Consider the following 24,975-nt stretch of genomic DNA (forward strand, 5'->3'; position numbering starts at 1 on the left):
ATGCCGTGCGGTTCTTCGACCTGTCGGGCCGCGCCGTGATCGAGACGCTGCGCGCCGGGCTCGACGCGCCACTGGCGGTGGAGGTGGCCGAGGGGCGCAGGGTGACCGCGTGGATCGGCACCGCCCATGGCCCGCTCGCGGTGACCTTCGACCGGCGCCGCGTTTCGGCGAGCAACCCGCACCAGCTGATCGTGCTGATCGTCGTGCTGGGGGCGCTGCTGACGCTCGTGGCCTATCTCTTCTTGCGCAACCAGCTGCGCCCGGTGACCCGATTGGCGGCGGTCGCCTCGGCCTATGGCAAGGGGCGCATCCTGCCCTACAAGGCCGCGGGCGCGTCGGAGGTGCGGGCCGCCGGCATGGCCTTTCTCGACATGCGCAATCGGATCGAGCGGCAGACCCAGGCCCGCCGCCTGATGCTCTCGGGGATCAGCCACGATCTGCGCACGCCGCTGACCCGGCTCAGGCTGGGGCTGACCATGCTGCCCGAGGAGGAGGCCGCGCCGCTGGTGGGGGATGTCGACGAGATGCGCCGCCTGCTCGACGCCTTTCTCGATTTCGCTCGCGGCGACGGGTCCGAGGCGGTGGAAACGCTCGATCCCGCCGATCTCGTCGCGCGGGTGGTCGAGGATGCGCAGCGGGCCGGGCAGGCGGTGCATCTGCGCCCGGTGCAGGGCCGCTCCGAGCCGATGTCGCTGCGGCCCACGGCGTTGCGCCGGGCGCTGGAGAACCTGATCAACAACGCGTTGCGCTACGGCACGCGTTGCGAGGTGGCGCTCGCGGTCGGGCCGCGCAGCCTGCGGCTGTCGGTCGAGGATGACGGGCCGGGCATCCCCGAGGACCGGCGCGAGGAGGCGATGCGCCCCTTCACCCGGCTCGATCCGGCGCGCAACCAGGATCGCGGCACCGGGGTCGGCCTCGGGCTCGCCATCGTGGCCGATATCGCGCATGGGCATGGCGGCGCGCTGCATCTGGGCGACAGCGAGGGGCTGGGCGGGCTCAGGGCCGAGCTGGTTCTGGCGCGCTAGGCCACGCGCGGCCGAAGCTGCCAACCGCCTGGGCGGTCAGCAGGCTGAGAAACAGGTTCTCGCCGCCGCCTTCGGCGATCATGAAGGCGCCGCTGAGCAGGGGCCGGTCGGGCCAGTAGAACCCGACCAGCGTGTGCAGCGTGTCCATGCCCATCGCGCAAAGGGCGATCCCCGCAAAGAACAGCCCCGTGCCCAGCGCGCGGCGGCGCAGACCGGCCTCGGCCCGGCGCCAGCCGATCCACAGCGGCACCGCGCACAGCAGCCCCAGCCCGGCCCAGATCACCAGTTCGCACATCTGGAACGCGATGGTGCCGTGGCGCTCCAGCAGGCCGGTGGCGAGCGCGAGCGCAATGCTGCCCTGCTCGTGCAGCCGGCCCGCGTCGTCGGCCACCGCGACGAGCAGCGTCGCTGCCATGGCGGCGGCCAAGAGTGCACCTTCGCGCAGCCAGGCCAGAAAGAGCGCCCCGGCCGCGACCAGCCATTTGACGTAGTTCAGCATTTCCGCAAGGCCCCAGTCGTGATCGAAGCGAAGCGCGGGCGGCCAATGCACGGAAGGATCGAGCGCCACGGCCACCCCGTAGCCGATGCCGATGGCGAGCAGCACGAGGTCGAGGCCAAGTAAACCGCCGGCCACGCGCAGATCGAGCCGTCCCAGGCCCCGGGGCAGATCGATCATGTGCGGCTCCATCTCATGCGAGCGTCTAGATTATGGGGGCAGCGGGACCGAACCTGCCACGCCCCTTGCGCCCGGTCCAGCGGAAGTGTCGGTGATCCGCGCGAGATGAGCCGCGTTTGCAGTGCGCAGGGCGCATGCGCAGCGCCGCGTCGAAGGCGGACCAGCTCGTCGTGCAGTAGCGGGCAGGCATGGGCTTCGCCATGCCGTCCATCCATGCGGCCGATCCGCGCTGGAAACCGCCGGGCAGGGAGTTCTGCAACAATGCCATCTGGACGAGATCGACGCTCAGCATCGTGCTTTCAAACACCTGCGGACCAGCTTGCGCAGGGCAGGCGGCCCGGTTGAGATCAAGACGTTGCAAGAGACCCGATTGCGGTTGACGCAGTCCGGCCCCGTGCCAAGGGGACGTCGGCCACCAACTGCCGGCCAACAAGGGTGCCGCCCGCTGGGGTGATCCGGCGGGCGGCTGTTCATTTGCGGAAAAGGGGTCAGTTACGATGTCGGGGACGGCTTGATGCGCGTCGGGAAAGGCGGCATGGGACCCGAGACGGGCGCCATTGGCTCAGCTTTTATTGCGGCGGCGGCGCGCCAGACCCAGACCGCCGAGACCGGCAACCAGCAGCAGGCCCGAGGCGGGCAATGGCACTGGCGAGGGGTTCTCGTCGTTAAACGTGGGGCTCTTTACGTCAAAGGAGACGGCCGCCAGCTTCCAGCTGCTCTTCCAATCGGGCGCGAGGAAGCCGAAGGTCTGCGAAGCGATGTTCACGCCCTCCGGGGCTTTGGCGAACTTGTAGCCATGGTATCCGGGCAGGCTGCCGAACCCCACGGGGCCCCAGGTCGTGTCGCCGATGCCGATCTCGCCGTCGCCGCTGGTATCCGTCAGCAACGCGACCGACGCAACATGGGATACGGAGCCGAACACCGCCCATTCGAAAGTGGCGTCGTGGTCAAACGCGATCTGGATGTAGTCCCGGTTGTTCCAACCGTCTACCTTATGGTTGTCGAAGAAGCTGCTATGCACGCCAGCACCGCTGGAATAGCGGCCGATGCTGGCCCCGTGGACTTTGGTCGAGGCGGCGCCAACGGTGTGGCCCGAAACCTCCAGATGCTTGAACGCACCGGCCGACACCGTGGCGGTGGTGCCCGTGGCGGCATCGGTGACGTCAAAGGATCCCGGGAGGATTGGACCGAACGGAAAATCGTTGCCCCGAAGATCGAGGATCACAGACGCTGCCGCCGCGGGAAACGCGACCGTGCCCGCCAGAAGACCGGCTGCTATGAATGACGAAAACTTGGACAACATTCTGATACTTTCAAGGTGGACGGATCAATGAGGCCAAGCTTTGGCCCTGATTTCGCCGCATTGCAACTTTTACGCTCAGAAGTGCGGTTCCGATGCAATTTCGGAAACGATCTTCCGGATCGGGACGCATCGTTCGGCTGCACTCTCCAATTCGCCCGGCCTTGCGAACCGTCAGGACACCTCGTCGCGGTCCTGCGGTGATGTGGTGCGGTGGAGGGGCAGGTAAGAGTAGGCGATTCGTTGGCCATCGAGCGGACATGTGGCGTTGTGGCAGTATGTCATCCGGTGGGGACCATGGCCGTTTGGCCCCGCTTCACGGTTGCGAGATCGCCCAGCCGCATCGAAAAGCCGAACCGACAGGGGATTTAGCGCGAATGTCCGGCTTTGCGCTGCCCTTTGAAGGCATCCCGATCCGGAAAACCGGACGTGCCCAGCCTCACGCCCCGCTTAAGACGCGTTTCAGCCCCGATTTCGTGGGGCAGTCGGCGGCTTAACCAATTGATTCCCATGGGACAGGCTTTACCCCACGCGTCGCATGGTTCGCCTTGTTGATTGGTAATTTGAAAGGCGTTTTGGTAGGCCCGGAGGGATTTGAACCCCCAACCAAACCGTTATGAGCGGTCTGCTCTGACCGTTGAGCTACGGGCCCCCTGCGTTCCTCCTAGCAGACCGGGGGGGCGGGTCAAGTTGGCGCTGGCCCTCGCGGGGGGGCTGAGGTATCGCGGCGTCACTTCACAAACCGGCATTCGGGGGACGCGATGCAGAAGGACGGGCTCACTTACGCGCAGGCGGGGGTGGATATCGATGCGGGCAACGCGCTCGTGGAACGGATCAAGCCCGCGGCGAAGCGCACCGACCGCCCCGGCACGATGTCGGGCCTGGGCGGCTTCGGCGCGCTGTTCGACCTCAAGGCCGCCGGATACAGCGACCCGGTGCTGGTCGCCGCGACCGACGGGGTGGGCACCAAGCTGCGCATCGCCATCGATACCGGCCATCTCGACGGCGTGGGTGTCGATCTCGTGGCCATGTGCGTCAACGACCTCGTCTGCCAGGGCGCGGAGCCGCTGTTCTTCCTTGACTATTTCGCCACCGGCAAGCTCGACACCGACAGCGCCGCGCGGGTGATCGAGGGCATCGCCGCGGGCTGCGAAGCCTCGGGCGCCGCTCTGATCGGCGGCGAGACGGCGGAGATGCCCGGCATGTACCCGGCGGGCGATTTCGACCTTGCGGGCTTTGCCGTGGGCGCAATGGAGCGCGGTCACGCGCTGCCCGATGGTGTGGTGGAGGGCGACGTTCTTCTGGGCCTCGGCTCGGACGGGGTGCATTCCAACGGCTACTCTCTCGTGCGCCGCATCGTCGAGCGCGCGGGGCTGGGTTGGGACGACGCCTCGCCGTTTTCGGATGAAAGTCTCGGTGCCGCGCTGCTCGCGCCGACGCGGCTTTACGTCAAATCGGTCCTCGCGGCGATCCGCGAAGGCGGCGTGCATGGCCTTGCGCACATCACCGGCGGCGGGCTGACCGAGAACCTGCCGCGCGTGCTGCCCGAGGGGCTGGGCGCCGAGATCGATCTGGGCGCCTGGTCGCTGCCGCCGGTCTTCGACTGGCTCATGCGCGAGGGCGGGCTGGAGACCTCCGAAATGCTCAAGACCTTCAACTCCGGCATCGGCATGGTCGTCGTCGTCGCGCCAGAGAAGGCCGAGGCGATCGCCGCGCTGCTGGAAAACGAAGGCGAGACGGTGCACCGGCTGGGCCGCGTCACGGCCGGGCAGGGGGTCGCCTATACGGGCACCCTGTCGTGAGTGAAACAAAGCGCGTCGCCATCCTGATCTCGGGGGGCGGGTCGAACATGCTGGCGCTGCTGCGGGACATGACGGGCGACCACCCGTGCCGCCCGGTGCTTGTGGCCTCCAACGACCCCGAAGCGGGCGGGCTTGCCCGCGCCGCCGAACTCGGCGTCCCGACGGCGGCGGTCGATCACAAGCCCTTCGGCCGCGACCGAGAAGCCTTCGAGGCGGCGCTGACCGAGCGACTGGAGGCGGCGGCCCCCGATATCATTTGCCTTGCGGGCTTCATGCGCATCCTGACGCCGGGCTTCATCGCGCGGTGGGAGGGGCGGATGCTCAACATCCACCCTTCGCTTTTGCCGAAGTATCGCGGGCTTCACACCCATGCCCGCGCGCTCGAGGCGGGCGATGCCGAGCATGGCGTCTCGGTGCATGAGGTCACGGCGGAGCTCGACGGCGGGCCGGTGCTGGGGCAGGCGCGGGTGCCGGTCCATCCGGGCGACACGCCACAGACGCTGGCCGCACGGGTGCTGGAGCAGGAGCATCGCCTCTATCCCATGGTGCTGCGCCGCTTTGCCGTGGGCGACCGGACGCCGATCCGGCTCTGAGCGGGCGGGTTTCCATCCGCGCCCTCATCGCCTAAGAGAACGGGGACCGGCGCCGCCGCGCCGCCCCATTTCCGCAGGCTTCAGACGACATGCAGACCATCACCACCACCGAAGACCTCGCCGCCTTTTGCCAAAGGGCCGCGAAGCACCCCTATGTCACGGTGGACACCGAGTTCCTGCGCGAACGGACCTATTATTCCAAGCTCTGCCTGATCCAGCTTGCCCATCCGGGCGAGGACGGCCCCGATGGCGGCGAGGGCAGCGCCGTTCTGGTCGATCCGCTGGTCGAGGGGCTCGACCTCGCGCCGCTCCACGACCTCTTCCGCGACCCGGGCGTGGTCAAGGTGTTCCACGCGGCCCGGCAGGATCTGGAGATCTTCCAGGTCGAGGCCGATCTCATTCCCGCGCCGCTGTTCGACACGCAGGTCGCGGCGATGGTCTGCGGCTTTGGCGAGCAGGCGGGCTACGAGACGCTGGTGCGCAAGATCGCCCGCGCCGAGATCGACAAATCCTCGCGCTTCACCGACTGGTCGCGCCGCCCGCTGTCGGAAGCGCAGAAGAGCTACGCGCTGGCCGATGTGACGCATCTTCGGGTGATCTACGAATGGCTCGCCGAGCAGCTCAGAAAATCGGGTCGCGCGCGCTGGGTGGCCGAGGAGATGGCCGTGCTCAACGATCCCGCGACCTATCGCGTCGATCCCGAGCAGGCGTGGCAGCGGGTCAAGACGCGCTCCAACAGCCCAAAGTTCATCGCCGCCCTGCGCGAGCTGGCCCAGTTCCGCGAATCCTATGCGCAGGAGCGCGACGTGCCGCGCTCGCGCGTGTTCAAGGATGACGCGCTGGTCGAGCTGGCCTCGACCCGCCCGACCACCGAGAAGGACCTCGGCCGGTCGCGCCTTCTGCTGCGCGACGCGCGCAAGGGCGAGATCGCCGAAGGTATCCTCGCCGCGGTCGACCGCGCCGCCAAGCTGCCGGCCGACAAGATGCCCCGCGCCGAGAAGGCGCGCGACCAGCTTCAGGTCAACCCGGCGCTCGCGGATCTTCTGCGCGTCCTGCTGAAAGCGCGCTCCGAGGCTGAGGGTGTGGCACCCAAGCTGATCGCCAGCTCCGCCGATCTCGACGCGCTGGCCGCGGGCGAGCGCGAGGTGCATGCGCTCTACGGCTGGCGCCGCGAAGTCTTTGGCGAGCAGGCGCTGGCGCTGTGCGAGGGTCGGGTGGGTCTCGCCGCCAAGGGCGCGCAGGTGGTCACCGTCGATCTCTGAACCGGCCCATCCCGGACAAGACCGGGGGCCACGGCCCCCACTGGCAAATGCGGGCAAAGCGCTTACCTGTGAGCCAGAGCCCGGACAACAGGAGAGATAGATGGCCCAGCCTGCCTTCGAGGAGATCGCCGAGACCTTCGAGTTTCTCGATGATTGGGAGGATCGCTACCGGCACGTGATCGAGCTGGGCAAGGCTATGGACCCGCTCGACGAGGCATTCAAGGTGCCCGCGACCAAGGTGCTGGGCTGCGCCAGCCAGGTCTGGCTGGTGCCCGCGCCCGAGGGCGGCACCTATCATTTCCGGGGCGACAGCGACGCGATGATCGTGCGCGGGCTGATCGCTGTGCTGCACGCGCTTTACGACGGCGCGCCGGTGTCCGAGGTGCCCAAGATCGACGCGGGCGCAGAGCTGGCGCGGCTCGGGCTTAACGATCACCTGTCGGCGCAGCGCTCGAACGGGCTGCGCGCCATGGTCGAACGCATCCGCGAGACCGCGATGGCCGCGGCCTAGGCCCGCGCCAGCGCGCTCTCCAGATCGCCGTAACCGGTCAGCCGCCGCTCGAAGCCCAGCCCCAGCCGTTCGGCATGGGCGCGGGCGAGGGCGGTGAGCGCCGGATCATCGGTCTGCGCCTGATAGACCAGCGTGGTGTAATTGCCGAAATACATCTCGCGCAGCTCCGGGTGCCGGTCGAGGCCCAGTGGCTGCCAGACGAAGGCATCGAACTGCCGCACGAGGAAATCGGTGAGATAGAAACAGGTCACCTCGCCCGTCTCGGCAAAGGCCTCGACGCCTTCGTAGAAGGCGTAGCAATGCGGTCCCTCGACCATGTGCAGCCCCAGCCGTTCGCAGGTCCGGGCGAGATCGCCGCCGGTGCCGCAATCGGCATAGACCACGAAGATCCGGTCATATCCCGCGCCCCGCGCCGCCACCGCCGCCTCGACGGCGGGGGCGATGCGCTCGGGGCGGTTGTGCAGGATCGCGGGCAGGCAATGCAGGTCGAGATGGTCCCAGCCATTGTGCCCGATCAGCGCGAGGATCTCGCGCGCCAGCGCGCCGCAGGCGATGAGCAGCACGCGGCCCTGCCCCGAGGGGGCAAGGCCGTCGCGCGTCAGCGCGGCGTCGGAGGGCAGGGACGCGCTCAGGCGCCCGCCCGCATCCGGTTGTGCCGGCGCGAGACCTGCTCCTTGGCCGTCTCCACCGCCACGGCGGCGTCGCGGCAATAGGCGTCGGCGCCGATGGCCTTCCCGAACTCCTCGTTGAGCGGCGCGCCGCCCACCAGCACGATGTAGTCGTCGCGGATACCCTGCTCCTTCATCGTGTCGATCACCACCTTCATGTAGGGCATGGTGGTGGTCAGCAGCGCCGACATGCCTAGGATGTCGGCCTGCTCCCGGGCCAGCGCCTCGAGATAGTTCTCGACCGGATTGTTGATCCCGAGATCGACGATCTCGAAGCCGGCACCTTCCATCATCATCGCCACGAGGTTCTTGCCGATGTCATGGATGTCGCCCTTGACGGTGCCGATCACCATCTTGCCCATGCGCGGCGCGTCGGTCTCGGCCAGAAGCGGCTTGAGGATCGACATGCCGCCCTTCATCGCATTGGCCGCAAGCAGCACCTCGGGCACGAAGAGGATGCCATCACGGAAATCGTTGCCGACGATGGTCATGCCGCCGACCAGGGATTTGGTCAGCACGTCATAGGGGGCCCAGCCGCGATCGAGCAGGATCTGCGTGGCCTCCATGATCTCGTCGCGCATGCCGTCGTAGAGATCGTCGAACATCTGCGCGACAAGCTCTTCGTCGTCGAGTTCGGAGAGGATCAGGTCGTCGTCTTCGTCAGCCATGTCACGGGGCTCCTCGGGGCGGGCATTGCTCTTCGGGCCGATCAACGCCCGGTTCGGCGCGCGGGTCGCGGCCGTTTCCGACACTGCCTGCATCGCAACCGACGAGGATGCAAATGAAAAGACCCCACGACAGTTATGAGCCCGCCTCAACTAGGGGCTTGCCCGCCGTGCGCGCCTGAGAAACCGTGGCGGCAGGGAGGACGGCATGAAGATGGACGCAGCGGCGCTGACCGCATTTCTGGAGCGCGATTTCGCACAGGTGGCCGAGCAGTTCGCGGTGGAACGGGCGGAGGAGGGGCGGCTGGTGCTGCGATTGCGGGTGACGGCGCTGCATCTGCGCCCCGGCGGCACGGTCTCGGGGCCGTCGATGTTCGGGCTGGCCGATGTCGCGATCTATCTCGCAATCCTGTCCGAGATCGGCCCGGTCGCGCAGGCGGTGACCACCGGGGCCACGATCGACTTCCTGCGCCGTCCCGCGGCCAAAGCGGATCTTCTGGCCGAGACGCGGCTGTTGAAGCTCGGACGCAGGCTGGCGGTGGGCGAGGCGCTCTTGTTCAGCGAGGGGCAGGATGCGCCGGTGGCGCGTGCCTCGATGACCTATTCGATCCCGCCCGATCCGGCGCAGGGCGCGATGCCTGCATGAAAAAAGGGGCCGGATCGCTCCGGCCCCGCAGGCGTGGTCGGGCCGGGGATCAGCCCTTCCAGAACGGGAGTGCCGCCTCGCGCTCGGCCGAGACGGGATCGAGGCCGAGGTCGCGCAGCATGTGCGGCTCGAGGTGCGACAGTGCGCGGCGCGTGCGCGCGCGGCGCTTCCAGACCGCCACGCGGCGAGCCAGCCCGGCGAGAAGCGCGGAGGAGGCTCCCTGATCGAGGGCGGCCTCGAAGGGCGTGGCGGTGCGGGCGAGCGTGGTCATGTCGGCTTCTCTTGTATTGGTACAATAGTTGTATATGGTTCGGATAAAGGCATACAATGCGTGAAAACTGACGTCTAGGGAAGTTTTGTCATGGATACAATATGGTGGCCCAGCCTCGATGGCGGCGGGTCGGTCAAGCATCAGGCGCTGAAGCGCTCGATCCAGGAGGCGATCGGCTCCGGCACCATCGCACCGGGACATCGCCTGCCGCCGGTGCGCGAGGTGGCCTGGCGGCTCGGGGTGACGCCGGGCACGGTAGCGCGGGCCTACAAGGACCTCGTCGAGCAGGAGGTGCTGCGCGCCGTGGTCGGGCGAGGCACCTTCGTGGCCGAGCCGGACATGCCGACGCCGCTGCCGGCGCTGATTGATCCCTCGGGCACGGGTCCGGAGGGCGAGATGCTCAACCTGCGCACCGCGCAGGTGGCCGATGTGGGGCAGGGCCGGATGCTGCATGACCTGTTGAAAAACCTGCCCGAACCGCCACCCGGCGCCTATGTCGGCTATCCGCGCCCCGAGGCCGACGCGCCGCTGCGCGCGCTTCTGGCCGAATGGTTCGCCACCCCCGCCCATGGCCCGCTGGAGGCCGAGGATCTTGTGCTCACCTCGGGCGCACAGCACGGCATGGTGGTGCTGCTGCAGGCGCTCCTGCACGGCCCGCGCCCGGTGGTGCTGACCGAGGAGCTGGCCTATCCCGGGTTTCGCCACGCCGCAGCCCTCGTCCGGGCGGAGATCCGCGGCATCGCCTTCGACGGGGAGGGGCTCCTGCCCGATGCGCTGGAGCGGGCCTGCCGGGAGAGCGGCGCGCAGCTGCTTTGTACCAGTGCCGAGGCGCACAATCCAACGACGATCCGGACCTCGCCGGAGCGGCGGGCGCAAATTGTATCAATATCGCGCCAGTACAACCTTCAAATCATCGATGATGATTGCTTCCGTTCCGATGCGGGCGAGGATGCGAGCTACCGCCGCCTCGCGCCCGAGCGGTCGTGGGTGGTGACGACGCTGTCCAAAACGCTGAGCCCCGATCTGCGGCTCGGCGCGATCCTCTCGGCCCCCGGACGGGCCATGCTGCCGCGCATCGCGGCGCAGCAGCAGTTCTTCGGCCTGTCGCGCCCGACCGTCTCGCTGGCCGAGGCGGCGCTCTCGGACGGGTTGGCGGCACGGGTGCGCGACGCGGTGCTGAAGGTGCAGAGCCGGCGCCTGGATTATCTCAACCGCCGTCTCGCGCCATGGCGGCCGCGCAGCCGCGAGGGCGTGCCCTTTGCCTGGCTCGACCTGCCGCGCGGCTGGCGGCCCTCCTCGCTCAGCCGCGCCGCGGACGCCAAGAACATCCGGATCAAGCCCGCCGACGAGTTCGCCCTGATCGACGGGCGCGCGCCTTCGGCGGTCCGCCTCGCGCTCACCGGTCTGAGAGAGGACGCCGCCTTCGAGACGGCGATCGACCGCCTCGCGGGGCTTCTCGCCGCACCGCCGCATGTGATGGAGGTCTGAAACCCGCGAAATTATGGGGTATCCTGATACCATATTTGCAAGCATCTGATTTGCATGGGTTTTTGAAGTCTTGCTGCGCTTGACTGTGCGCCAGCTTCGTTTAGAACCCGCCAAATCGAATTTGCGCGAGCGGCCCGTACGGGGCGGTGCGCGTTGCAGATCAAGGGCAGAACCATGAAAACCTTTACCGCTACCCCGGCGGATATCGACAAGAAGTGGATCCTGATCGACGCCGAGGGTGTCGTTCTGGGCCGCCTCGCCTCGATCATCGCCATGCGCCTGCGCGGCAAGCACAAGGCCTCCTTCACCCCGCACATGGACATGGGTGACAATGTCATCGTGATCAACGCGGACAAGGTGCAGCTGACCGGCAAGAAGCGCGAGAAGCCGCATTACTGGCACACCGGCCACCCGGGCGGGATCAAGTCGCGCACCACGCAGCAGATCCTCGAGGGTGCGCATCCCGAGCGCGTCGTCATGCAGGCCGTCAAGCGCATGCTGCCAGGCAACCGCCTGTCGCGCACGCAGATGACCCATCTGCGCGTCTTCGCCGGTGCCGAGCACGGCATGGAGGCCCAGAAGCCCGAGGTTCTGGACGTCACGTCCATGAACAAGAAGAACACGAGGACCGCATAATGGCCGATCAGATCAACTCGCTCGAAGAGCTCGGCGAAGCCGTCTCGACCGAAGGTCAGGTCAACACCGAGGCGCTCGCCCCCCGCGAGCCCGTCCGTGACGAGCTGGGCCGTTCCTACGCCACCGGCAAGCGCAAGGACGCGGTCGCCCGCGTCTGGATCAAGCCGGGCTCCGGCAAGGTCACCGTCAACGGCAAGGAAATGAGCGAGTACTTCGCTCGCCCGGTGCTGCAGATGATCCTGCGCCAGCCGTTCCAGGTCGCCGGTGTCTCCGGTCAGTTCGACGTCTATGCGACCGTCGCCGGCGGTGGCCTCTCGGGCCAGGCCGGTGCCGTGAAGCACGGTGTCTCCAAGGCGCTGCAGCTCTACGATCCCTCGTTGCGCGGCGCGCTGAAGGCCGCCGGCTTCCTGACCCGCGACAGCCGCGTCGTCGAGCGCAAGAAGTACGGCCGCCGCAAGGCCCGCCGGAGCTTCCAGTTCTCCAAGCGCTGATCGCTGGCGTTCGAAACTTTCGGAAAGGGCGGCCCCGATGGGGCCGCCCTTTTTGTATCTCTCAGCCCGACTCACTCAGAGCGGCAGGGCGACGCGCAGCCCGAAGGTCTCCAGCCCGGGGTTGGGATCGGACAGGCCGGCGTTCGAGCGGTGATCGAACTGCAGCGAGATCCGCGCGCCATTGTCGAACTCGTAGCCCACGCCGGCCGAGGAGCGAAACTCAACCGCATGCCCCAGATCGGGCCCGTTCATCGGCGCATAGAGCCCCGGCATGAGCGACAGCTGCACGAAGCTGTCATGCGGCAGCGCACCGGTCCATTGCAGCCCGGCGCCCAGCCAGGCATCGCCGTCCGACGAGACCGACAGGCCGACCACCGGCTCCAGCATGCCGTAGCGCGCCGCCAGGTGATGCTGGAGGTAGATCTCGCCACCCTGGCGTTCGCGCTGGAACAGCACCTCGCCGTATTGCAGCGCGGTGCGCGCCGGAGCGGGGGCGGCGCAAGGCGCGGTCGCGCAGTCAGAGACATGCAGATCGGCCGCGGCCACCAGAACGAAGAGAAGGGCAAGCGAGCCGTCCATCCGAAACTCCTCCGAATTGTATCGACGCCACCTTGCGTTTTCGCGCAGCTGGGGCAAGCGTGGCGGCGCGATCAGGTGCCGAGCCGTGCCACGAGCGCCACGAGTTCGGCCTGCCGCCGCGTGCCGGTCTTGTCGAACAGGCTGCAGATCTGGTTGCGCACCGTGTTCTGGCTGACGCCGCGCAGGGCGGCGACCTCGGATGTGGACAGCCCCGCGCAGAGCTGGCGCAGCACCATGCTCTCGGCCGGCGTCAGATCGAACAGCGCCTGCAGATCCTCGTCCGCCATGCCGCCGCCGCGGCTCGGCGTGGTCAGGATCAGCGCCGCGACCGCCCGCTCTGGGGCGAGGGCAATCTCGATCGGGGCAATGGCGCGCGGGCGCGGCAGCGGCGCCAGCCGGGCCAGCATCCGCCCCGCGGGACCGTCGGGCACCACGAAGCCGTGCCCCGCGTGCCCGCCCAGCCCGAGCCCGGCGTCGAGCGCGGCATTGGCCGCATCGTCGAGGAACCGCAGCCGTCTATCCCGCCCGAGGCGCAGCGCCTTGCCGGCCGAGAGCAGCGCTTCGCCGCGCGTATCGCAGGCCACGAGGCGCGAGCGCGAATCAAGCGCCAGGCAGGCGTGCGGCCCGGCCGTCCCATCCATGATCCGGGCGCTTGCGCATATGATATTGCGCTCGAACAGCTGCGTCAGCTCGAAGGCCCGGCGCAGATGCGGACCCACCATGGCGAGGATTCGGCCGGCCGCGGCGCCGATGCTCTCGGCATGACGCGGCGCGTAATTGCAGCTGGCGATCAGCCCGCCGCACTCCCCGCGCAGCAGAACCATGCCGCAGGCCCTGTGGATATCGCCCTGAGGCCTGAGGAAATCGGCGTAGAACTCGGATTGCAGCAGCTCCTCGGGATCGAGGATCTGGCTGTCGCGAATAAGCTGCAGCGCGGGCATGCGCATCAGCCCCGACAGCCATGGATTCTGCGCGGCATAGCGGTCGGGATAGAGCGCGAGAAGATCGGGGTCGAACCCTACGCCATGCACCGCGCTGCGCCACGGCGTGCCCGGGCGCACCAGCTGCAGCGCCCAGGAGCCGCCACCCGCGACCGCCGCAAGGCGACCGGGCAGGGTTTCCCACATCTCGGGCGAGATCGCGCTGCGATAGATGTCATCGCACAAACCGGCAATCTCAGGGTCACTCGGCAATGGAGGCATATGCGCCTTCGAAACAATGGGGCCTCTGGTTCAAACGAACCATGCAGCTTCCCTCTGCTCGTGACACTGACTGTTATTGGTGGGTCCTGTCCAGTTGGTCGTTCTCCTAGTTTCCCGGTATCGGGCAGGATTCACCACCCATGTTACCCGTCGGGCGCAATCAGCCCCAACCCGCGCAGGTAGACGCCGATGCCGCTTTCGAGCAGATCCTCGGGCGGGAAGGGCGCGCGCGTTCCAGGCGAGCCGCGCGCGAAGAGCTCGACCACGCCGTGACTCATCGCCCAGACATGCGCCGCGAACATCTGCGGCGGCGGGCGGCGGTCTGCGGGAATGCGCTCGGACAATGCCTCGGCCGCGCGCTCGAGCACGCCGAGCGCACGGCTGGAGGCAGCGGCCAGCTCGGGCGTGCGCTGCACCGAGATGCCGCTTTCGAACATGGCGACGTAATGGCCCGGGTGCTTGCGCGCGAAGGCGAGATAGGCGCGGCCCGTCTTTTCGAAGGCGGCCAGCACCGAGGGGCGACCGCCGTCATAGGCATAGTCGAGCAGGTCGGCGAAGATCTCGTAGCCCTGCCGCGCGGCTTCGGCGATGAGATCCTCGCGCCCTGCGAAATGGCGGTAGACCGCCGCCGGGGTCACCCCCGCCTCGCGCGCGGCTTCCGAGAGGGTGAAGCCGGTCGGGCCCTTGGCCTCGATCAGCTTCAGGCAGGCCTCGACCAGCGCCTGGCGCAGGTTGCCGTGGTGATACCCCTGCTTGGCCACGTCAGTCGCGCGGCCAGATGTCGGGCCCGCCCGCGATCCTTGGGTCGACCTCGCGGACGGCCTGCGCGTCCTTGTCGGGGTAATCGAGGTTCGAGAGCACGCGGCGGATGGCGGCCACCCGCGCGCGCCGCTTGTCGTCGCCGCGCACCACCGTCCATGGCGCGAAATCGAAATCGCTACGCTCGAACATGGTGGCGATGCGGTCGGTATAGGCGTCCCACTTGCGCAGCCCCTCGACATCGACCCATGACAGCTTCCACTGCTTGAGGGGGTCGTTCTCGCGCTTGAGAAAGCGTTCGAGCTGCGTCGCGCGGCCGACGTTGATCCACAGCTTGAACAGCAGGATGCCGTCATCGGTCAGCATCTTCTCGAAGGGGGCGAGCTGGTCGTAGAAGCGCGCGACCTGATCCTCATCGGCAAAGCCGAACACCGGCTCGACCACCGCGCGGTTGTACCACGAGCGGTCGAAGAAGACGATTTCCCCGGCGGTGGGCAGCTCGCGCACGTAGCGCTGGAAATACCACTGGCCCGCCTCGATCTCGGACGGCTTGGCCAGCGCCACGACGCGGGCGCCGCGCGGGTTCAGGTTCTCGCGAAACCGGGCGATCGTGCCGCCCTTGCCGGCGGCGTCGCGCCCCTCGAAGAGCACCACGACGCGTTGGCCCGTCTGCTTGACCCAAGCCTGCATCTTGACTAGCTCGACCTGCAGCGCGTCCATCTCGGCCTCATAGGCCTTGCGCTTCCATTTTTCGGGATAGGGAAAGCGCGGGCTGGCGATGTCGCCCTTGCCGGCCTCGGCCAGGGCGCGACGGATCTCCTCGGGCGCTTCCTCGTCGTGAAAGCGGCTGATCGCGGCGTCGAACGGCTTGGTCATTTGTCTCTCCTCGCGCGGGCCATGTTGCGATCCGGGCCGGGTCAGTGCAATCCTGCGCGCGCCGCGGCCCGGTCGATCGCCGCGATCACCTCGAGCGGGGTGGTGTGATGCGGCATGTGACCAACGTTTTCAAGCACGCGCAGGTTCGCCCCGGGGATCAGCTCGGCCAGACGGGCGGAATGCACTTCGAGCGGCACGATGGTGTCGGCGACGCCGTGCACGATCTCGACCGGCAGGTCGATCGAGGCGTAGCGCTCGCGCATCCCCGTGACCTGCGGCAGGAGCCCGGTGACCTGCCGCGCGTTGACGCGCAGGCTGTCGCGCCGCACCGCGAGGCTGGCGCCCACGAATTCGGCATAGCCCTCTGGCACCGGGTTGGGCGCAAAAACCCGCTCGACCGTCTCCTCGACCATGGCCTCGGGTGCGAATGCGGCGATGAGCGGCGGCACCACCGCGCCGCCGAGCGCCGAGCCGTTGATGTCGTAAAGCGCGCCAAGGCCGGTTTCCCACGGCATGGTGGCGCCCGAGACGTCGACCACGGCGGCGATGTCCTCGGGCCGCTCCAGCGCCCAGGCCATGGCGACCGCGCCGCCAAAGGAGTGGCCCAGCACGATCGGCTTGTCGGCCCCGAGCTGTGCGGCGGCGGCCTGCAGCAGCCGCGCCTGCGCCGCGACGCTGTCGGCGCGGGTGGTGAAGGCGTCATCGGCCGCCGGATCGATCGGATCGGAATAGCCCAGACCCGGCCGGTCGAAGGCGATGACGCGGTAGCGATCGTCGAGCCGGTCGACGAGGTCGAAGGCCATGTCGCGCAAATTGCCCGAGGCGCCGTGGATCAGCACCAGGTCGGGCCCCGTGCCCGAGACCAGCGCATGCACGCGCTTGCCCTCAACCTCAACGAACTGGCCCAAGGGCGGATGCGCCTGCACCGCCTCCGCCTCGCGCCGGTCGGCGCGGTGATCGACCAAGGCACAGCCCGCGACGGCCATGATCGCGACGAGGGCGGCGAGCTTCAGCACCACCCTAGCGGCCAATGTCGTTCAGGTCGTAGGGGGTGGTCTGGTAGATCTCGTTGATCCAGTTGCCGTAGAGCAGATGCGCGTGGCTGCGCCAGCGGTTCGAGGGCGGCTTGGAGGGGTCGTCGTCGGGGTAGTAGTTCGCCGGCACGCCGATGGCGTTGCCCGCCGCCACGTCGCGGTCGTATTCTTCCTTGAGCGTGTGGCTGTCGTATTCGAAATGGTTGAAGATGTAGAGCGTACGCCGCGCCGGATCCTCGACGAGGCAGGGGCCGACCTCGTCCGAGGCCAGGAGCGTCACCAGCTCGGGCCGCGCGTCGATCTCCTCCTGCCGGATTTCGGTCCAGCGGCTGACCGGCACGGTGCAATCATCCGAAAAGCCGCGCAGATAGGGGCTGTCGGGCTTGAGGTTGCGGTGCCGGAAACAGCCAAAGGCCTTCTGGTCGAGCAGGTGCTTGGCCACGCCGTGCCGATGCGCGATTAGCGCCATGCCGCCCCAGCAGACGCCGAAGGTGGAATGGGCATGGGTCTCGGCCCAGTCGAAGATGCGGCGCAGCTCGTCCCAATAGGTCACGGCGTCGAAATCGAGATGCTCGACCGGCGCGCCGGTGACGAGAAAGCCGTCGAACTTCTGGCCCGAGGCTTCGATCTCGGAGAAGGGGTGGTAGAACTCCTCCATGTGCTCGGGCGTGGTGTTGCGCGCCTCGTGCTCGGACATGCGGATGAGCGTCAGCTCGATCTGCAGCGGCGTCGCGCCGATCAGCCTGGCGAACTGCGTCTCGGTCTGGATCTTCTTGGGCATCAGGTTCAGCAGGCCGATCTTCAGGGGCCGGATGTCCTGCCGGGCCGCCTGATCCTCCGACATCACCATCACGCCCTCGCGCGTCAGCACGGAGTAGGCGGGGAGGGCTTCGGGGATCTTGATGGGCATGGTGCAACCTTCTGATGGAAGGGGTGATCTAGGCTTCGCGGCGGCGCTTGCCAAGCCGGGCGTCGAGGGCTTCGGCCACGACGGCGTCGAAATCCTCGGCCGAGGAGAGATCGGCCAGCGCCTCGGCCGGGATGGCGAGGCCCCAGCGCGCCGCCATCTTGGCATAGCGCGGCTGGCGATGCGCCAGCGCCTTGGCATAGGTCCAGCGGATGAAGGCGTCGGGATCGACGCGGGAGTCCGAAAGCCCGGTCTCGGCGAGGTAGTCGCGCCAGCAGCGCATCAGGAACTCGGGGCTGTAGGCCATGGGCTTGGGCGCGCGGTCGAAGCGGCGGACCAGCTCCGCGGTATGCGCCTCCGATCCCTCGATCCAGATCATCAGCATCTGCTCGGACAAGAGCGTCATCAGCGGATCGTTCGGGTCGTCGGGATCGACCCATTCGCAGATCGAGCCGCCCGTGTCGCAGACGAAATGCGGATAGCCATAAAGCGCCTCTGCCCGCTCGATGAACCACGGCGTGTCTTCGAGGGCGGCGATCTCGGCGCGGCGAAACTGCTCCTGCCGCTGGCGGTAGGTCTCGAAGGGCAGGCCGCCCTTCTCCGCGCAGCCGGGCTTTCCGAGATAGGTCGAGACGGGGGCGAGATTGTCGAAGCTGATGTTGGAGCCGATGTAGATGCTGTCCGACAGCAGCAGATCGCGCAGAAACGGCACCTTCATCGCCTCGCGCTTGGCGTTGTCGGCGATGAGCTCGCCCATGTGGCGAGTGCCGATGCGGTAGTCGATCGAATAGTGGAACCAGTCGCCCGAACGGCGCAGCAGGTTCGACACATGGGTCTTGCCCAGCCCCGACATGCCAAAGAACAGAACGCGTTTGCGCGGGGCGGACAGCCAGTCCGAGGCGGAGGAATGGATCATGCGCGCATGGGTAGCGGGCGGGCGGCGCACGGTCCAGCCGGAACTTGGGCCATGGGGATCAGAACCGCGGCGCGGGCGCGGCCCCGCGCGCGCGCCTGCGCCGCAAGAGCCGCCCGTCGAGCACGACAAGGCCGCAGGCCAGCAGCGCAAACCCCGCATAGGCCCGCGCGGGCAGCGTCTCGCCGAGTACCGCGACGCCCAGGAGGATCGCCACGGGCGCCACCATCAGCGTCACCAGGAGCACGTTGCCGCTGCCCGCGATGGCGATGACGCGGTAGTAGATGATATAGGCCAGCGCGGTCGATCCGATCGAGACATAGGCCAGCGCGCCGATTGTGGCGGGGGCGAGGTCGAGCGCGGGCGCGCCCTCGGTCAGAAGCGCGATCGGCACGATGATCAGCGCGGCCCCGGTGGTCATCCCCGCCGCCGAGGTCAGCGGCGGCAGGCCACCCATTTTCTTGCGCGCCCAGACCCCCGCCAGCGCATAGGAGACCGTGGCGCCGATCGCCGCCATCTGGCCCAGCGCGCCCGGATCGAAGCCCGAGAGCGCCGCGGGGCCGATCACCCAGACCACGCCGGAAAACCCGAGCGCCACGCCCGCCCCCTTGCGCGCCGAGAGCCGCTCGTCGGCAAAGAAGATCGCGGCGAAAAGCACGCCGAAGATCGCGGTCGAGGCGTTGAGAATGGCAATGAGGCCGGTTTCGACATGCTGCTGCCCCCAGGCCAGAAGACCGAAGGGAATGGCATTGTTGAGCGCGCCCATGACGATCAGCACGCCCCAGATCCGCAGGCCGCGGGGCAAGGGCAGGCGGCGCAGCAGCACCACGGGCCAGAGCACGGCAGCGGCCCAGACCGCGCGGTGCCCAACGATCCACATCGGCCCGACCTGATCGAGCGCGACCCGCACCGACAGGAACGAGCCGCCCCAGATCAGGGCGAGCAGGCCGAGCTGCGCCCAGGCCGCGTTGGTCATGGTTTTCTGTGCCGTCATACCGGGCACTGTGCACGCCGCTTGCGCAGGCGCAATCCGAAACATGCGGGAAGCATGGAAAGGGCGAAGGGGCCGGCGCGTGGGCCGGCCCCTCCGAGCGATCCGCGCGGGATCAGAAGCGGTAGGCCACGCTCATGCCAACCGCGACGGCCGAGTTGTCGTTGAATACGGCACGGTCGGAGATCGTGCCATCGGGATTGCGCGTCTCTGGGTTGGCATCGCCGAGCATGGTGTAGCGGATGCCGCCCGACAGGGTCACCGTTCCCAAGTCGTAGGCGCCGCCGAGGCTCACCCAACGCTTACCGTTGGTCGGATCGAGCGGCGAGATGCGCTCGTCGCCCTCCGGCTCGAAGCCGATCGCGACTTGGCCTGCGAACATCTCCGAGAACTTGCGACCGACGCCGACCTGCACCTGATAGTTGTCATCGATATTGGTCAGGCTGGTTCCCGGCAGCGTGTTCGCCGCGAAGAAGGCAGGCTGGACCTTGGTATCCTCATAGGCAGCGTATCGAATATTGGCAAAGGCAAGCGTGTCGGGCGCAATCCCCGTTTGCAGGTCTAGGTTCCAGCTTTCGGGTGTCTCTACCGTGGTCGTAGTGTCGGCGGAGACGACCGTGTCGCCGATGGCCTCGGTGGTGTCGAAATCGTGCTCGATCGCCGAATTGTAGGTCAGCGCAGCGCGCAGCGCGATCTCGGGGATCTCATAGGCCGCGCCGATGAGGTAGCCCGTGGAGTCGTTCTCCCCCAGTGCCACCGAATATCCGCTCAGCGAGCCATAAGCCGCACCCAACAGGGTGATGTCTCCCTCGAGCGTCTGGCGCCGGAAGCCGGCGTGGACACTGACATTCTCATTGAACTGGTAGCGGCCCACCGCCGTGATCGTGTGGCCGTCGAGCTGCGCCATCGTGCCGCCCAAGGCGAGCGCGGTGGTCGGATAGTCGATGTCGGCGCCGAAGGGCTGATCGATGATGACGGCGCCGGAGAAGCCATTGCCGAAATCCATCTTCGCGCTGGTCGACACGTTGAGGAAATCCTCGCCCACGTTGTCGTATTCCCCGCCGCCAAACAAGGCGACGTCTTGGCCAGAAAGTTCCGGGAACACCTTGCCGAAGCTCAGCTCCAGAACGTTGCCCTCCTCGAAGATGGCCGTCACGTCCTGGTTCGACCGGTCGAGGCCGATCGCGCCCGCGCCCGTGGCCGTCAGCGCCGCCGCCAGCGCCATCGCGCTTGTCGCGCCAAAATGCAGTTTCATGTCGTCTCCCTGTCGCATGAAGCGTCCTCCGCCGTCAGCAGAGAGGGAGCGTCCCGTTCCCGCAATCTGTAACGCAACGGCAGGTTGACGTGCACGTCGCAGCGTCACATCGTTGCATCAGCGGCGGGCATGAAAAAGGCCCCCGGAGGGGCCTTTTCCAGGATCATTCCCACTCGATCGTGCCCGGCGGCTTCGAGGTCACGTCATAGGTGACGCGGTTGATGCCGCGCACCTCGTTGATGATCCGCGTCGCGGTCTCGCCGAGGAACTCGTGGGTGAAGGGGTAGTAATCGGCGGTCATGCCGTCGACGGAGGTGACCGCGCGCATCGCGCAGGCGTAGTCATAGGTCCGACCGTCGCCCATCACGCCGACGGTGCGCACCGGCAGCAGCGCCACGAAGGCCTGCCATATCTCATCGTAGAGGCCGTGCTTGCGGATCTGGTCGATATAGATCGCGTCGGCGCGGCGCAGGATCGCCAGTTTTTCGCGGGTGATCTCGCCGGGGCAGCGGATCGCGAGGCCGGGCCCGGGGAAGGGGTGACGCCCGATGAAGCTGTCGGGCAGGCCGAGCTCGCGGCCAAGCGCGCGGACCTCGTCCTTGAACAGCTCGCGCAGCGGCTCGACGAGCTTCAGCCCCATCTTCTCGGGCAGACCGCCGACGTTGTGGTGGCTTTTGATCGTGACGCTCGGCCCGCCCGAGAAGCTGACGCTCTCGATCACGTCAGGGTAGAGCGTGCCCTGCGCGAGGAAGGTGGCGCCGCCGACCTCGGCCGCGTGCTTCTGGAACACGTCGATGAAGAGCTTGCCGATGGTCTTGCGCTTGACCTCGGGGTCCGAGACGCCCTCCAGCGCGTTGAGAAAGAGATCCTCCTCCTGCGCGTGGATGAGCGGCATGTTGTAATGGTCGCGGAACATGGTGACGACCTGCTCGGCCTCGCCCTCGCGCAGCAGCCCGTGGTCGACGAAGACGCAAGTGAGCTGGTCGCCGATCGCCTCGTGGATCAGCACCGCGGCGACGGAGCTGTCGACGCCGCCCGAGAGGCCGCAGATCACCTTGGCATCGCCGACCTGCTCGCGGATGAGGCGGATCGCCTCCTCGCGGTAGGCGCCCATGGTCCAGTCGCCGGTGAAGCCCGCAATGTGCAGGAAGTTCTCGAGGAAGGTCCGGCCGTTCGGGGTGTGGTGCACCTCGGGATGGAACTGCACCGCGTAGAAGCGGCGCTCCAGATCGGCGGTGATCGCGAAGGGCGCGCCCGGCGAGGTGCCGCAGACCTCGAAGCCCGGCGCGAGCTTGCTGACGTGATCGCCATGGCTCATCCAGACCTGCTCGCGGCCTTCGAGGAACCAGCCGCGCAGAAGATCGGTCGCCTCGCCCTCGGGCTCGACATGGGCGCGGCCGAACTCGGCGGTGCCGTCGCCGCGCAGCACTTCGCCGCCCAGCATCTGCATCATCACCTGCTGGCCGTAGCAGATGCCCAGAACCGGCACCTCCAGCTCGAACACTCGCATCGGCGGGCGCGGGCTGCCCTCGTCGGGCACGCTGGCGGGGCCGCCAGACAGGATCACCGCCTGCGGCGCAAAGGCGTCGAGGAAGGCCTCGTCCACCGCGTTGAAGGGATGAATCTCGCAATAGACGTTCAGCTCCCGCAGGCGGCGCGCGATGAGCTGCGTTACCTGTGAGCCGAAATCCACGATGAGAAGGCGCTGGTGCTGTTGGCTGTGCTCGGTCATGGCCCAGCGAATAGGCCCGGCAATGGTTTCGCGCAAGAGGCGGCGGCAGCGAAAAAGCGCGAGATGACGGCCCCCATGTCGCTTTCGCGCCTGAGGCGGCGCAATCCGGCCAAGCGCCGCGGGCGCGCAAGGCTATCACGGGGACGAAAGACGCATCACGGGAGCGGGCAATGACCGAAGCGGCACAGATGGCATCCGGGCGGAGCGGGCGGCGCGGACGGTCGGGCGGAGGGGCCGCGCGCCGGGCCGAGCGTACGGCGGTCAGCGTCGAAACCGCGCGCTTCATCACCCGCAACATCCCCGATTTCGAGGTGCTCGACGAGGCGGCCATCGCGGTGATCGAGCGCAATGCCGAGACCGTGCTCGAAGAGATCGGCGTGGTGTTCTCCGACAACCCGGAGGCGCTGGAGCGCTGGCGACAGGCGGGGGCGCGCATCGACGGCGAGCGCGTGCGCATCCCGCGCGGCCTGGCGCGCGAGCTTTGCGCCACCGCGCCCGCAAGCTTCACCCAGCACGCGCGCAACCCCGAGCGTTCGGTCGAGATCGGCGGGCGCAACCTCGTGCTCGCCCCGGTCTACGGCCCGCCCTTCGTGCGCGACGCGGCCGGCGGGCGGCGCTATGCCACGATCGAGGATTTCCGCAATTTCGTGAAGCTCGGCTACATGTCGAAATGGCTGCACCATTCGGGCGGCACGGTCTGCGAGCCGACGGATGTGGCCGTCAACAAGCGCCATCTCGACATGCTGCTTAGCCACATGACCCTCTCGGACAAGCCCTTCATGGGCTCGGTCACCGCGCCCGAGCGCGCGCAAGACAGCGTCGAGATGTGCGAGATCCTGTTCGGCAAGGAGTTCGTCGCCGAAAACACGGTGATGACCTCGCTGATCAACATCAACTCGCCGCTGACCTTCGACGGCATCATGATGGGCGCGCTGGAGGTCTATGCCAAGGCCAACCAGGCCTGCATCATCTCGCCCTTCATCGTCGGCGGCGCGATGGCGCCCGTCTCGGTCGCGGGCACGCTGACGCAGGTACTGGCCGAGGCGCTGGCGGGGGTGGCCTATTCCCAGCTGGTGCGCCCGGGCGCGCCGGTGATCGTCGGCGCCTTCGTCACCTCGATCGACATGAACTCCGGCGCCCCGACCTTCGGCACGCCCGAGGCCGCGCTGATCACCTATGGCATGGGCCAGCTCGCGCGGCGCATGGGGCTGCCCTACCGCTCGGCGGGCGGGTTCTGCGGCTCCAAGCTGCCCGATGCGCAGGCAGGCTACGAGAGCGCCAACAGCCTCAACATGGGGCTGATGGCGGGGGTGAACTTCATGCTGCATTCCTGCGGCTGGCTCGAAGGCGGGCTTGTGGCCTCCTTCGAGAAATTCGTGATGGATGCCGATCAGCTCGGCGCGCTGCACCAGATCGCGCGCGGCGTCGACACGTCCGAGGAAATGCAGGCGATGGACGCGATCCGCGAGGTGGGCCCCGGCGGGCATTACCTCGGCTGCGCTCATACCCAGGCCAATTTCAAGACCGCCTTCTGGCGCAGCGAGTTGCTCGACTACAAGCCCTTCGAGACATGGGAAGAAGAGGGCGGGCGCGACACCCAGGCCCTGGCCACGGCGCGGGTCGCCAAGATGCTCGACACCTACCGCCAGCCGCCGCTCGATCCGGACATCGCGCAGCGGCTGGAGGAGTACGTGGCGCAGAAGAAGGCCTCGATGCCCGACAGCTTCAGCTGAGGCGCTTGGCGCGCAAGAGCCGCGCCTCGCCCATCAGCGCCACGATCAGCTCGACATGACGGGACGGGCGATACTCGCCCGAGCCCGAACGCCGTCGCGCCTCGAGCTCGGCCTCGCGGTCGAGAAGCGCCGTCGCGGCGCGGGCCGGACCGAAGGCGCCCGCGCCGAGCAGCCGCGGCAGGAGTCGCGTGCGGTCGTAGCCGTCGATCCCGAAGCGTGCGGCCTCGATGAGAAGCGGCGGTCGCTTCAGCGCGTCGATCCTGCTCAGGGGGTCCTGCATGGGGGCATCCTTCTTGTCTCGTGCTGCGATCCCTCCTTTCTCTCACGGCCCCCGCCGCGTTGCGCCCGAAGCGCTTGGCGCGCGCGGTGGCTTCAGCCTTGTTTGGGAATTCTCAACCAAGATGAAGTGGTTCGAAGCGGCTTAACGCTTCGGTAACCGGGGCAACTGAAAGTCGATATCGTGAAGCTTGGGGACGTCAGGGAGAGCCGGGGGCTGCCGCCATGCGCCGCCATCGGAGGGAAGGTGCAACCGCGCGACGGCGCTTCGGCAGGGCTGCCGGGATGGGTGCCTCCGGCGGTGCGCCATTACATCGAGCATGTCGAGGGTGGCGCGCCGATCCGGGTGCTGGCCCGCCGCTCGGAGGTCCATGCCTCGACCGTCCTGCGCCAGGTGCGCCAGCTCGAAAGCCGGCGCGACGACCCGCTGGTCGATGCCGGGCTGAAGCGGCTGTCACGGTGTTTCGGTGCCGACATCTCCGAGGAGAACGAGATGACCCATCACGACCGACATGGACCGCGCCCCGAGACCGCCGGGGGAGAGGCCGAGGCGCTGCGCGTCTTGCGGCGAATGGCCGAGCCGGGCGCCGTGCTGGCCGTGGCCTCGGAGATGCCCATGGCGGCGGTGGTGCGCGAGGACGAGGACGGCACGGCGCAGCGGCTGGCCCGGCTCGACCGCAGCCT

At 67.9% G+C, this 24,975-nt stretch carries 27 protein-coding genes, 1 tRNA gene and 1 pseudogene; 11 read left to right on the top strand and 18 right to left on the bottom strand.

Annotated features, from left to right (window positions below):
• On the top strand, positions 1 to 1,025 hold a 1,025-nt coding region (locus NHG85_RS07220; protein WP_253331124.1), incomplete at its 5' end, for an ATP-binding protein.
• On the opposite strand, the gene NHG85_RS07225 is transcribed toward NHG85_RS07220, so the two are convergent.
• The 4 genes from NHG85_RS07225 to NHG85_RS07240 form a co-directional block, all read right to left on the bottom strand.
• On the bottom strand, positions 997 to 1,701 hold the full coding sequence (locus NHG85_RS07225; RefSeq protein WP_253331125.1) for a hypothetical protein: 705 nt from the start codon (positions 1,699 to 1,701) through the stop codon (positions 997 to 999). The two genes, NHG85_RS07220 and NHG85_RS07225, sit on opposite strands and share 29 nt — an antisense overlap.
• 25 nt (positions 1,702 to 1,726) lie before the next feature.
• A complete protein-coding gene (locus NHG85_RS07230; protein WP_253331126.1) occupies positions 1,727 to 1,993 on the bottom strand; it encodes a hypothetical protein in 267 nt (88 codons plus the stop codon).
• Positions 1,994 to 2,263: 270 nt separating this feature from the next.
• Entirely contained in the window at positions 2,264 to 3,004 is a 741-nt protein-coding gene (locus NHG85_RS07235) for a VPLPA-CTERM sorting domain-containing protein (protein WP_253331127.1), read from the bottom strand.
• A gap of 573 nt (positions 3,005 to 3,577) precedes the next feature.
• Positions 3,578 to 3,653: transfer RNA gene (locus NHG85_RS07240), tRNA-Ile, on the bottom strand.
• Positions 3,654 to 3,762: 109 nt separating this feature from the next.
• Between NHG85_RS07240 and purM the strand changes: the two genes are divergently transcribed.
• From purM to NHG85_RS07260, 4 genes are all read left to right on the top strand, one after another.
• The gene (gene purM, locus NHG85_RS07245; RefSeq protein ID WP_253331128.1) at positions 3,763 to 4,803 is read left to right on the top strand and encodes a phosphoribosylformylglycinamidine cyclo-ligase; all 1,041 of its coding nucleotides are present in this window, start codon (positions 3,763 to 3,765) and stop codon (positions 4,801 to 4,803) included.
• A complete protein-coding gene (purN, locus tag NHG85_RS07250) occupies positions 4,800 to 5,396 on the top strand; it encodes a phosphoribosylglycinamide formyltransferase (RefSeq protein ID WP_370362992.1) in 597 nt (198 codons plus the stop codon). Before purM ends, purN begins: the two co-directional genes overlap by 4 nt.
• Before the next feature lie 89 nt (positions 5,397 to 5,485).
• Complete coding sequence (gene rnd, locus NHG85_RS07255; RefSeq protein WP_253331130.1) at positions 5,486 to 6,658, top strand: ribonuclease D; 1,173 nt, start codon at positions 5,486 to 5,488, stop codon at positions 6,656 to 6,658.
• A 100-nt stretch (positions 6,659 to 6,758) separates the two neighbouring features.
• The gene (locus NHG85_RS07260) at positions 6,759 to 7,169 is read left to right on the top strand and encodes a SufE family protein (RefSeq protein ID WP_253331131.1); all 411 of its coding nucleotides are present in this window, start codon (positions 6,759 to 6,761) and stop codon (positions 7,167 to 7,169) included.
• Here the strand turns inward: NHG85_RS07260 and NHG85_RS07265 are convergent.
• On the bottom strand, positions 7,166 to 7,789 hold the full coding sequence (locus NHG85_RS07265) for a DUF1638 domain-containing protein (RefSeq protein ID WP_253331161.1): 624 nt from the start codon (positions 7,787 to 7,789) through the stop codon (positions 7,166 to 7,168). The two genes, NHG85_RS07260 and NHG85_RS07265, sit on opposite strands and share 4 nt — an antisense overlap.
• Positions 7,790 to 7,797: 8 nt before the next feature.
• Complete coding sequence (locus tag NHG85_RS07270; RefSeq protein ID WP_253331133.1) at positions 7,798 to 8,505, bottom strand: corrinoid protein; 708 nt, start codon at positions 8,503 to 8,505, stop codon at positions 7,798 to 7,800.
• Between the two features lie 205 nt (positions 8,506 to 8,710).
• On the opposite strand from NHG85_RS07270, the gene NHG85_RS07275 reads away from it, so the two are divergent.
• Positions 8,711 to 9,148, top strand: coding sequence for a PaaI family thioesterase (locus NHG85_RS07275; RefSeq protein WP_253331134.1), 438 nt, complete (start codon positions 8,711 to 8,713; stop codon positions 9,146 to 9,148).
• 49 nt (positions 9,149 to 9,197) lie between these two features.
• On the opposite strand, the gene NHG85_RS07280 is transcribed toward NHG85_RS07275, so the two are convergent.
• Positions 9,198 to 9,419 carry a DUF1127 domain-containing protein gene (locus NHG85_RS07280; RefSeq protein WP_253331136.1) on the bottom strand — a complete coding sequence of 74 codons (222 nt, stop codon included), beginning with the start codon at positions 9,417 to 9,419 and terminating at the stop codon, positions 9,198 to 9,200.
• Positions 9,420 to 9,509: 90 nt separating this feature from the next.
• On the opposite strand from NHG85_RS07280, the gene NHG85_RS07285 reads away from it, so the two are divergent.
• The 3 genes from NHG85_RS07285 (at position 9,510) to rpsI (ending at position 12,034) form a co-directional block, all read left to right on the top strand.
• The gene (locus NHG85_RS07285; RefSeq protein WP_253331137.1) at positions 9,510 to 10,907 is read left to right on the top strand and encodes an aminotransferase-like domain-containing protein; all 1,398 of its coding nucleotides are present in this window, start codon (positions 9,510 to 9,512) and stop codon (positions 10,905 to 10,907) included.
• A gap of 174 nt (positions 10,908 to 11,081) precedes the next feature.
• Positions 11,082 to 11,543 (top strand): 50S ribosomal protein L13, encoded by a 462-nt coding sequence (rplM, locus tag NHG85_RS07290; protein ID WP_099273136.1) that lies wholly within the window; start codon positions 11,082 to 11,084, stop codon positions 11,541 to 11,543.
• A complete protein-coding gene (gene rpsI, locus NHG85_RS07295; protein ID WP_099273139.1) occupies positions 11,543 to 12,034 on the top strand; it encodes a 30S ribosomal protein S9 in 492 nt (163 codons plus the stop codon). Before rplM ends, rpsI begins: the two co-directional genes overlap by 1 nt.
• A gap of 75 nt (positions 12,035 to 12,109) precedes the next feature.
• Here the strand turns inward: rpsI and NHG85_RS07300 are convergent, their stop codons facing one another.
• The 10 genes from NHG85_RS07300 to guaA form a co-directional block, all read right to left on the bottom strand.
• Positions 12,110 to 12,613 (bottom strand): acyloxyacyl hydrolase, encoded by a 504-nt coding sequence (locus NHG85_RS07300; RefSeq protein WP_253331139.1) that lies wholly within the window; start codon positions 12,611 to 12,613, stop codon positions 12,110 to 12,112.
• Between the two features lie 71 nt (positions 12,614 to 12,684).
• Complete coding sequence (locus NHG85_RS07305) at positions 12,685 to 13,779, bottom strand: helix-turn-helix transcriptional regulator (RefSeq protein WP_253331141.1); 1,095 nt, start codon at positions 13,777 to 13,779, stop codon at positions 12,685 to 12,687.
• Between the two features lie 179 nt (positions 13,780 to 13,958).
• On the bottom strand, positions 13,959 to 14,576 hold the full coding sequence (locus tag NHG85_RS07310) for a TetR/AcrR family transcriptional regulator (protein WP_253331143.1): 618 nt from the start codon (positions 14,574 to 14,576) through the stop codon (positions 13,959 to 13,961).
• A 1-nt stretch (position 14,577) separates the two neighbouring features.
• A complete protein-coding gene (ppk2, locus tag NHG85_RS07315) occupies positions 14,578 to 15,450 on the bottom strand; it encodes a polyphosphate kinase 2 (protein WP_253331144.1) in 873 nt (290 codons plus the stop codon).
• A 41-nt stretch (positions 15,451 to 15,491) separates the two neighbouring features.
• Positions 15,492 to 16,463, bottom strand: coding sequence for an alpha/beta fold hydrolase (locus NHG85_RS07320; RefSeq protein ID WP_253331162.1), 972 nt, complete (start codon positions 16,461 to 16,463; stop codon positions 15,492 to 15,494).
• A gap of 7 nt (positions 16,464 to 16,470) precedes the next feature.
• Entirely contained in the window at positions 16,471 to 17,394 is a 924-nt protein-coding gene (locus NHG85_RS07325; protein WP_253331146.1) for a homoserine O-succinyltransferase, read from the bottom strand.
• Positions 17,395 to 17,422: 28 nt separating this feature from the next.
• Positions 17,423 to 18,307 carry an ATPase gene (locus tag NHG85_RS07330; protein WP_253331148.1) on the bottom strand — a complete coding sequence of 295 codons (885 nt, stop codon included), beginning with the start codon at positions 18,305 to 18,307 and terminating at the stop codon, positions 17,423 to 17,425.
• 58 nt (positions 18,308 to 18,365) lie between these two features.
• Positions 18,366 to 19,298, bottom strand: a complete 933-nt coding sequence (locus tag NHG85_RS07335; RefSeq protein ID WP_253331149.1) for a DMT family transporter — start codon at positions 19,296 to 19,298, stop codon at positions 18,366 to 18,368.
• A 112-nt stretch (positions 19,299 to 19,410) separates the two neighbouring features.
• Positions 19,411 to 20,550, bottom strand: coding sequence for an outer membrane protein transport protein (locus NHG85_RS07340; RefSeq protein ID WP_253331151.1), 1,140 nt, complete (start codon positions 20,548 to 20,550; stop codon positions 19,411 to 19,413).
• 163 nt (positions 20,551 to 20,713) lie between these two features.
• A complete protein-coding gene (gene guaA, locus NHG85_RS07345; protein WP_253331153.1) occupies positions 20,714 to 22,282 on the bottom strand; it encodes a glutamine-hydrolyzing GMP synthase in 1,569 nt (522 codons plus the stop codon).
• Between the two features lie 170 nt (positions 22,283 to 22,452).
• On the opposite strand from guaA, the gene NHG85_RS07350 reads away from it, so the two are divergent.
• Complete coding sequence (locus NHG85_RS07350; protein ID WP_253331156.1) at positions 22,453 to 24,015, top strand: trimethylamine methyltransferase family protein; 1,563 nt, start codon at positions 22,453 to 22,455, stop codon at positions 24,013 to 24,015.
• On the opposite strand, the gene NHG85_RS07355 is transcribed toward NHG85_RS07350, so the two are convergent.
• Positions 24,008 to 24,295: a DUF6477 family protein gene (locus tag NHG85_RS07355; RefSeq protein ID WP_253331158.1), complete on the bottom strand. Its 288-nt coding sequence runs from the start codon at positions 24,293 to 24,295 to the stop codon at positions 24,008 to 24,010. The two genes, NHG85_RS07350 and NHG85_RS07355, sit on opposite strands and share 8 nt — an antisense overlap.
• 243 nt (positions 24,296 to 24,538) lie before the next feature.
• On the opposite strand from NHG85_RS07355, the pseudogene NHG85_RS07360 reads away from it, so the two are divergent.
• Positions 24,539 to 24,975: pseudogene (locus NHG85_RS07360) on the top strand (helix-turn-helix domain-containing protein); the annotation flags it as partial.

This window comes from Limimaricola litoreus (genome assembly GCF_024159025.1).
Taxonomy (GTDB): Bacteria; Pseudomonadota; Alphaproteobacteria; order Rhodobacterales; family Rhodobacteraceae; genus Limimaricola; species Limimaricola litoreus.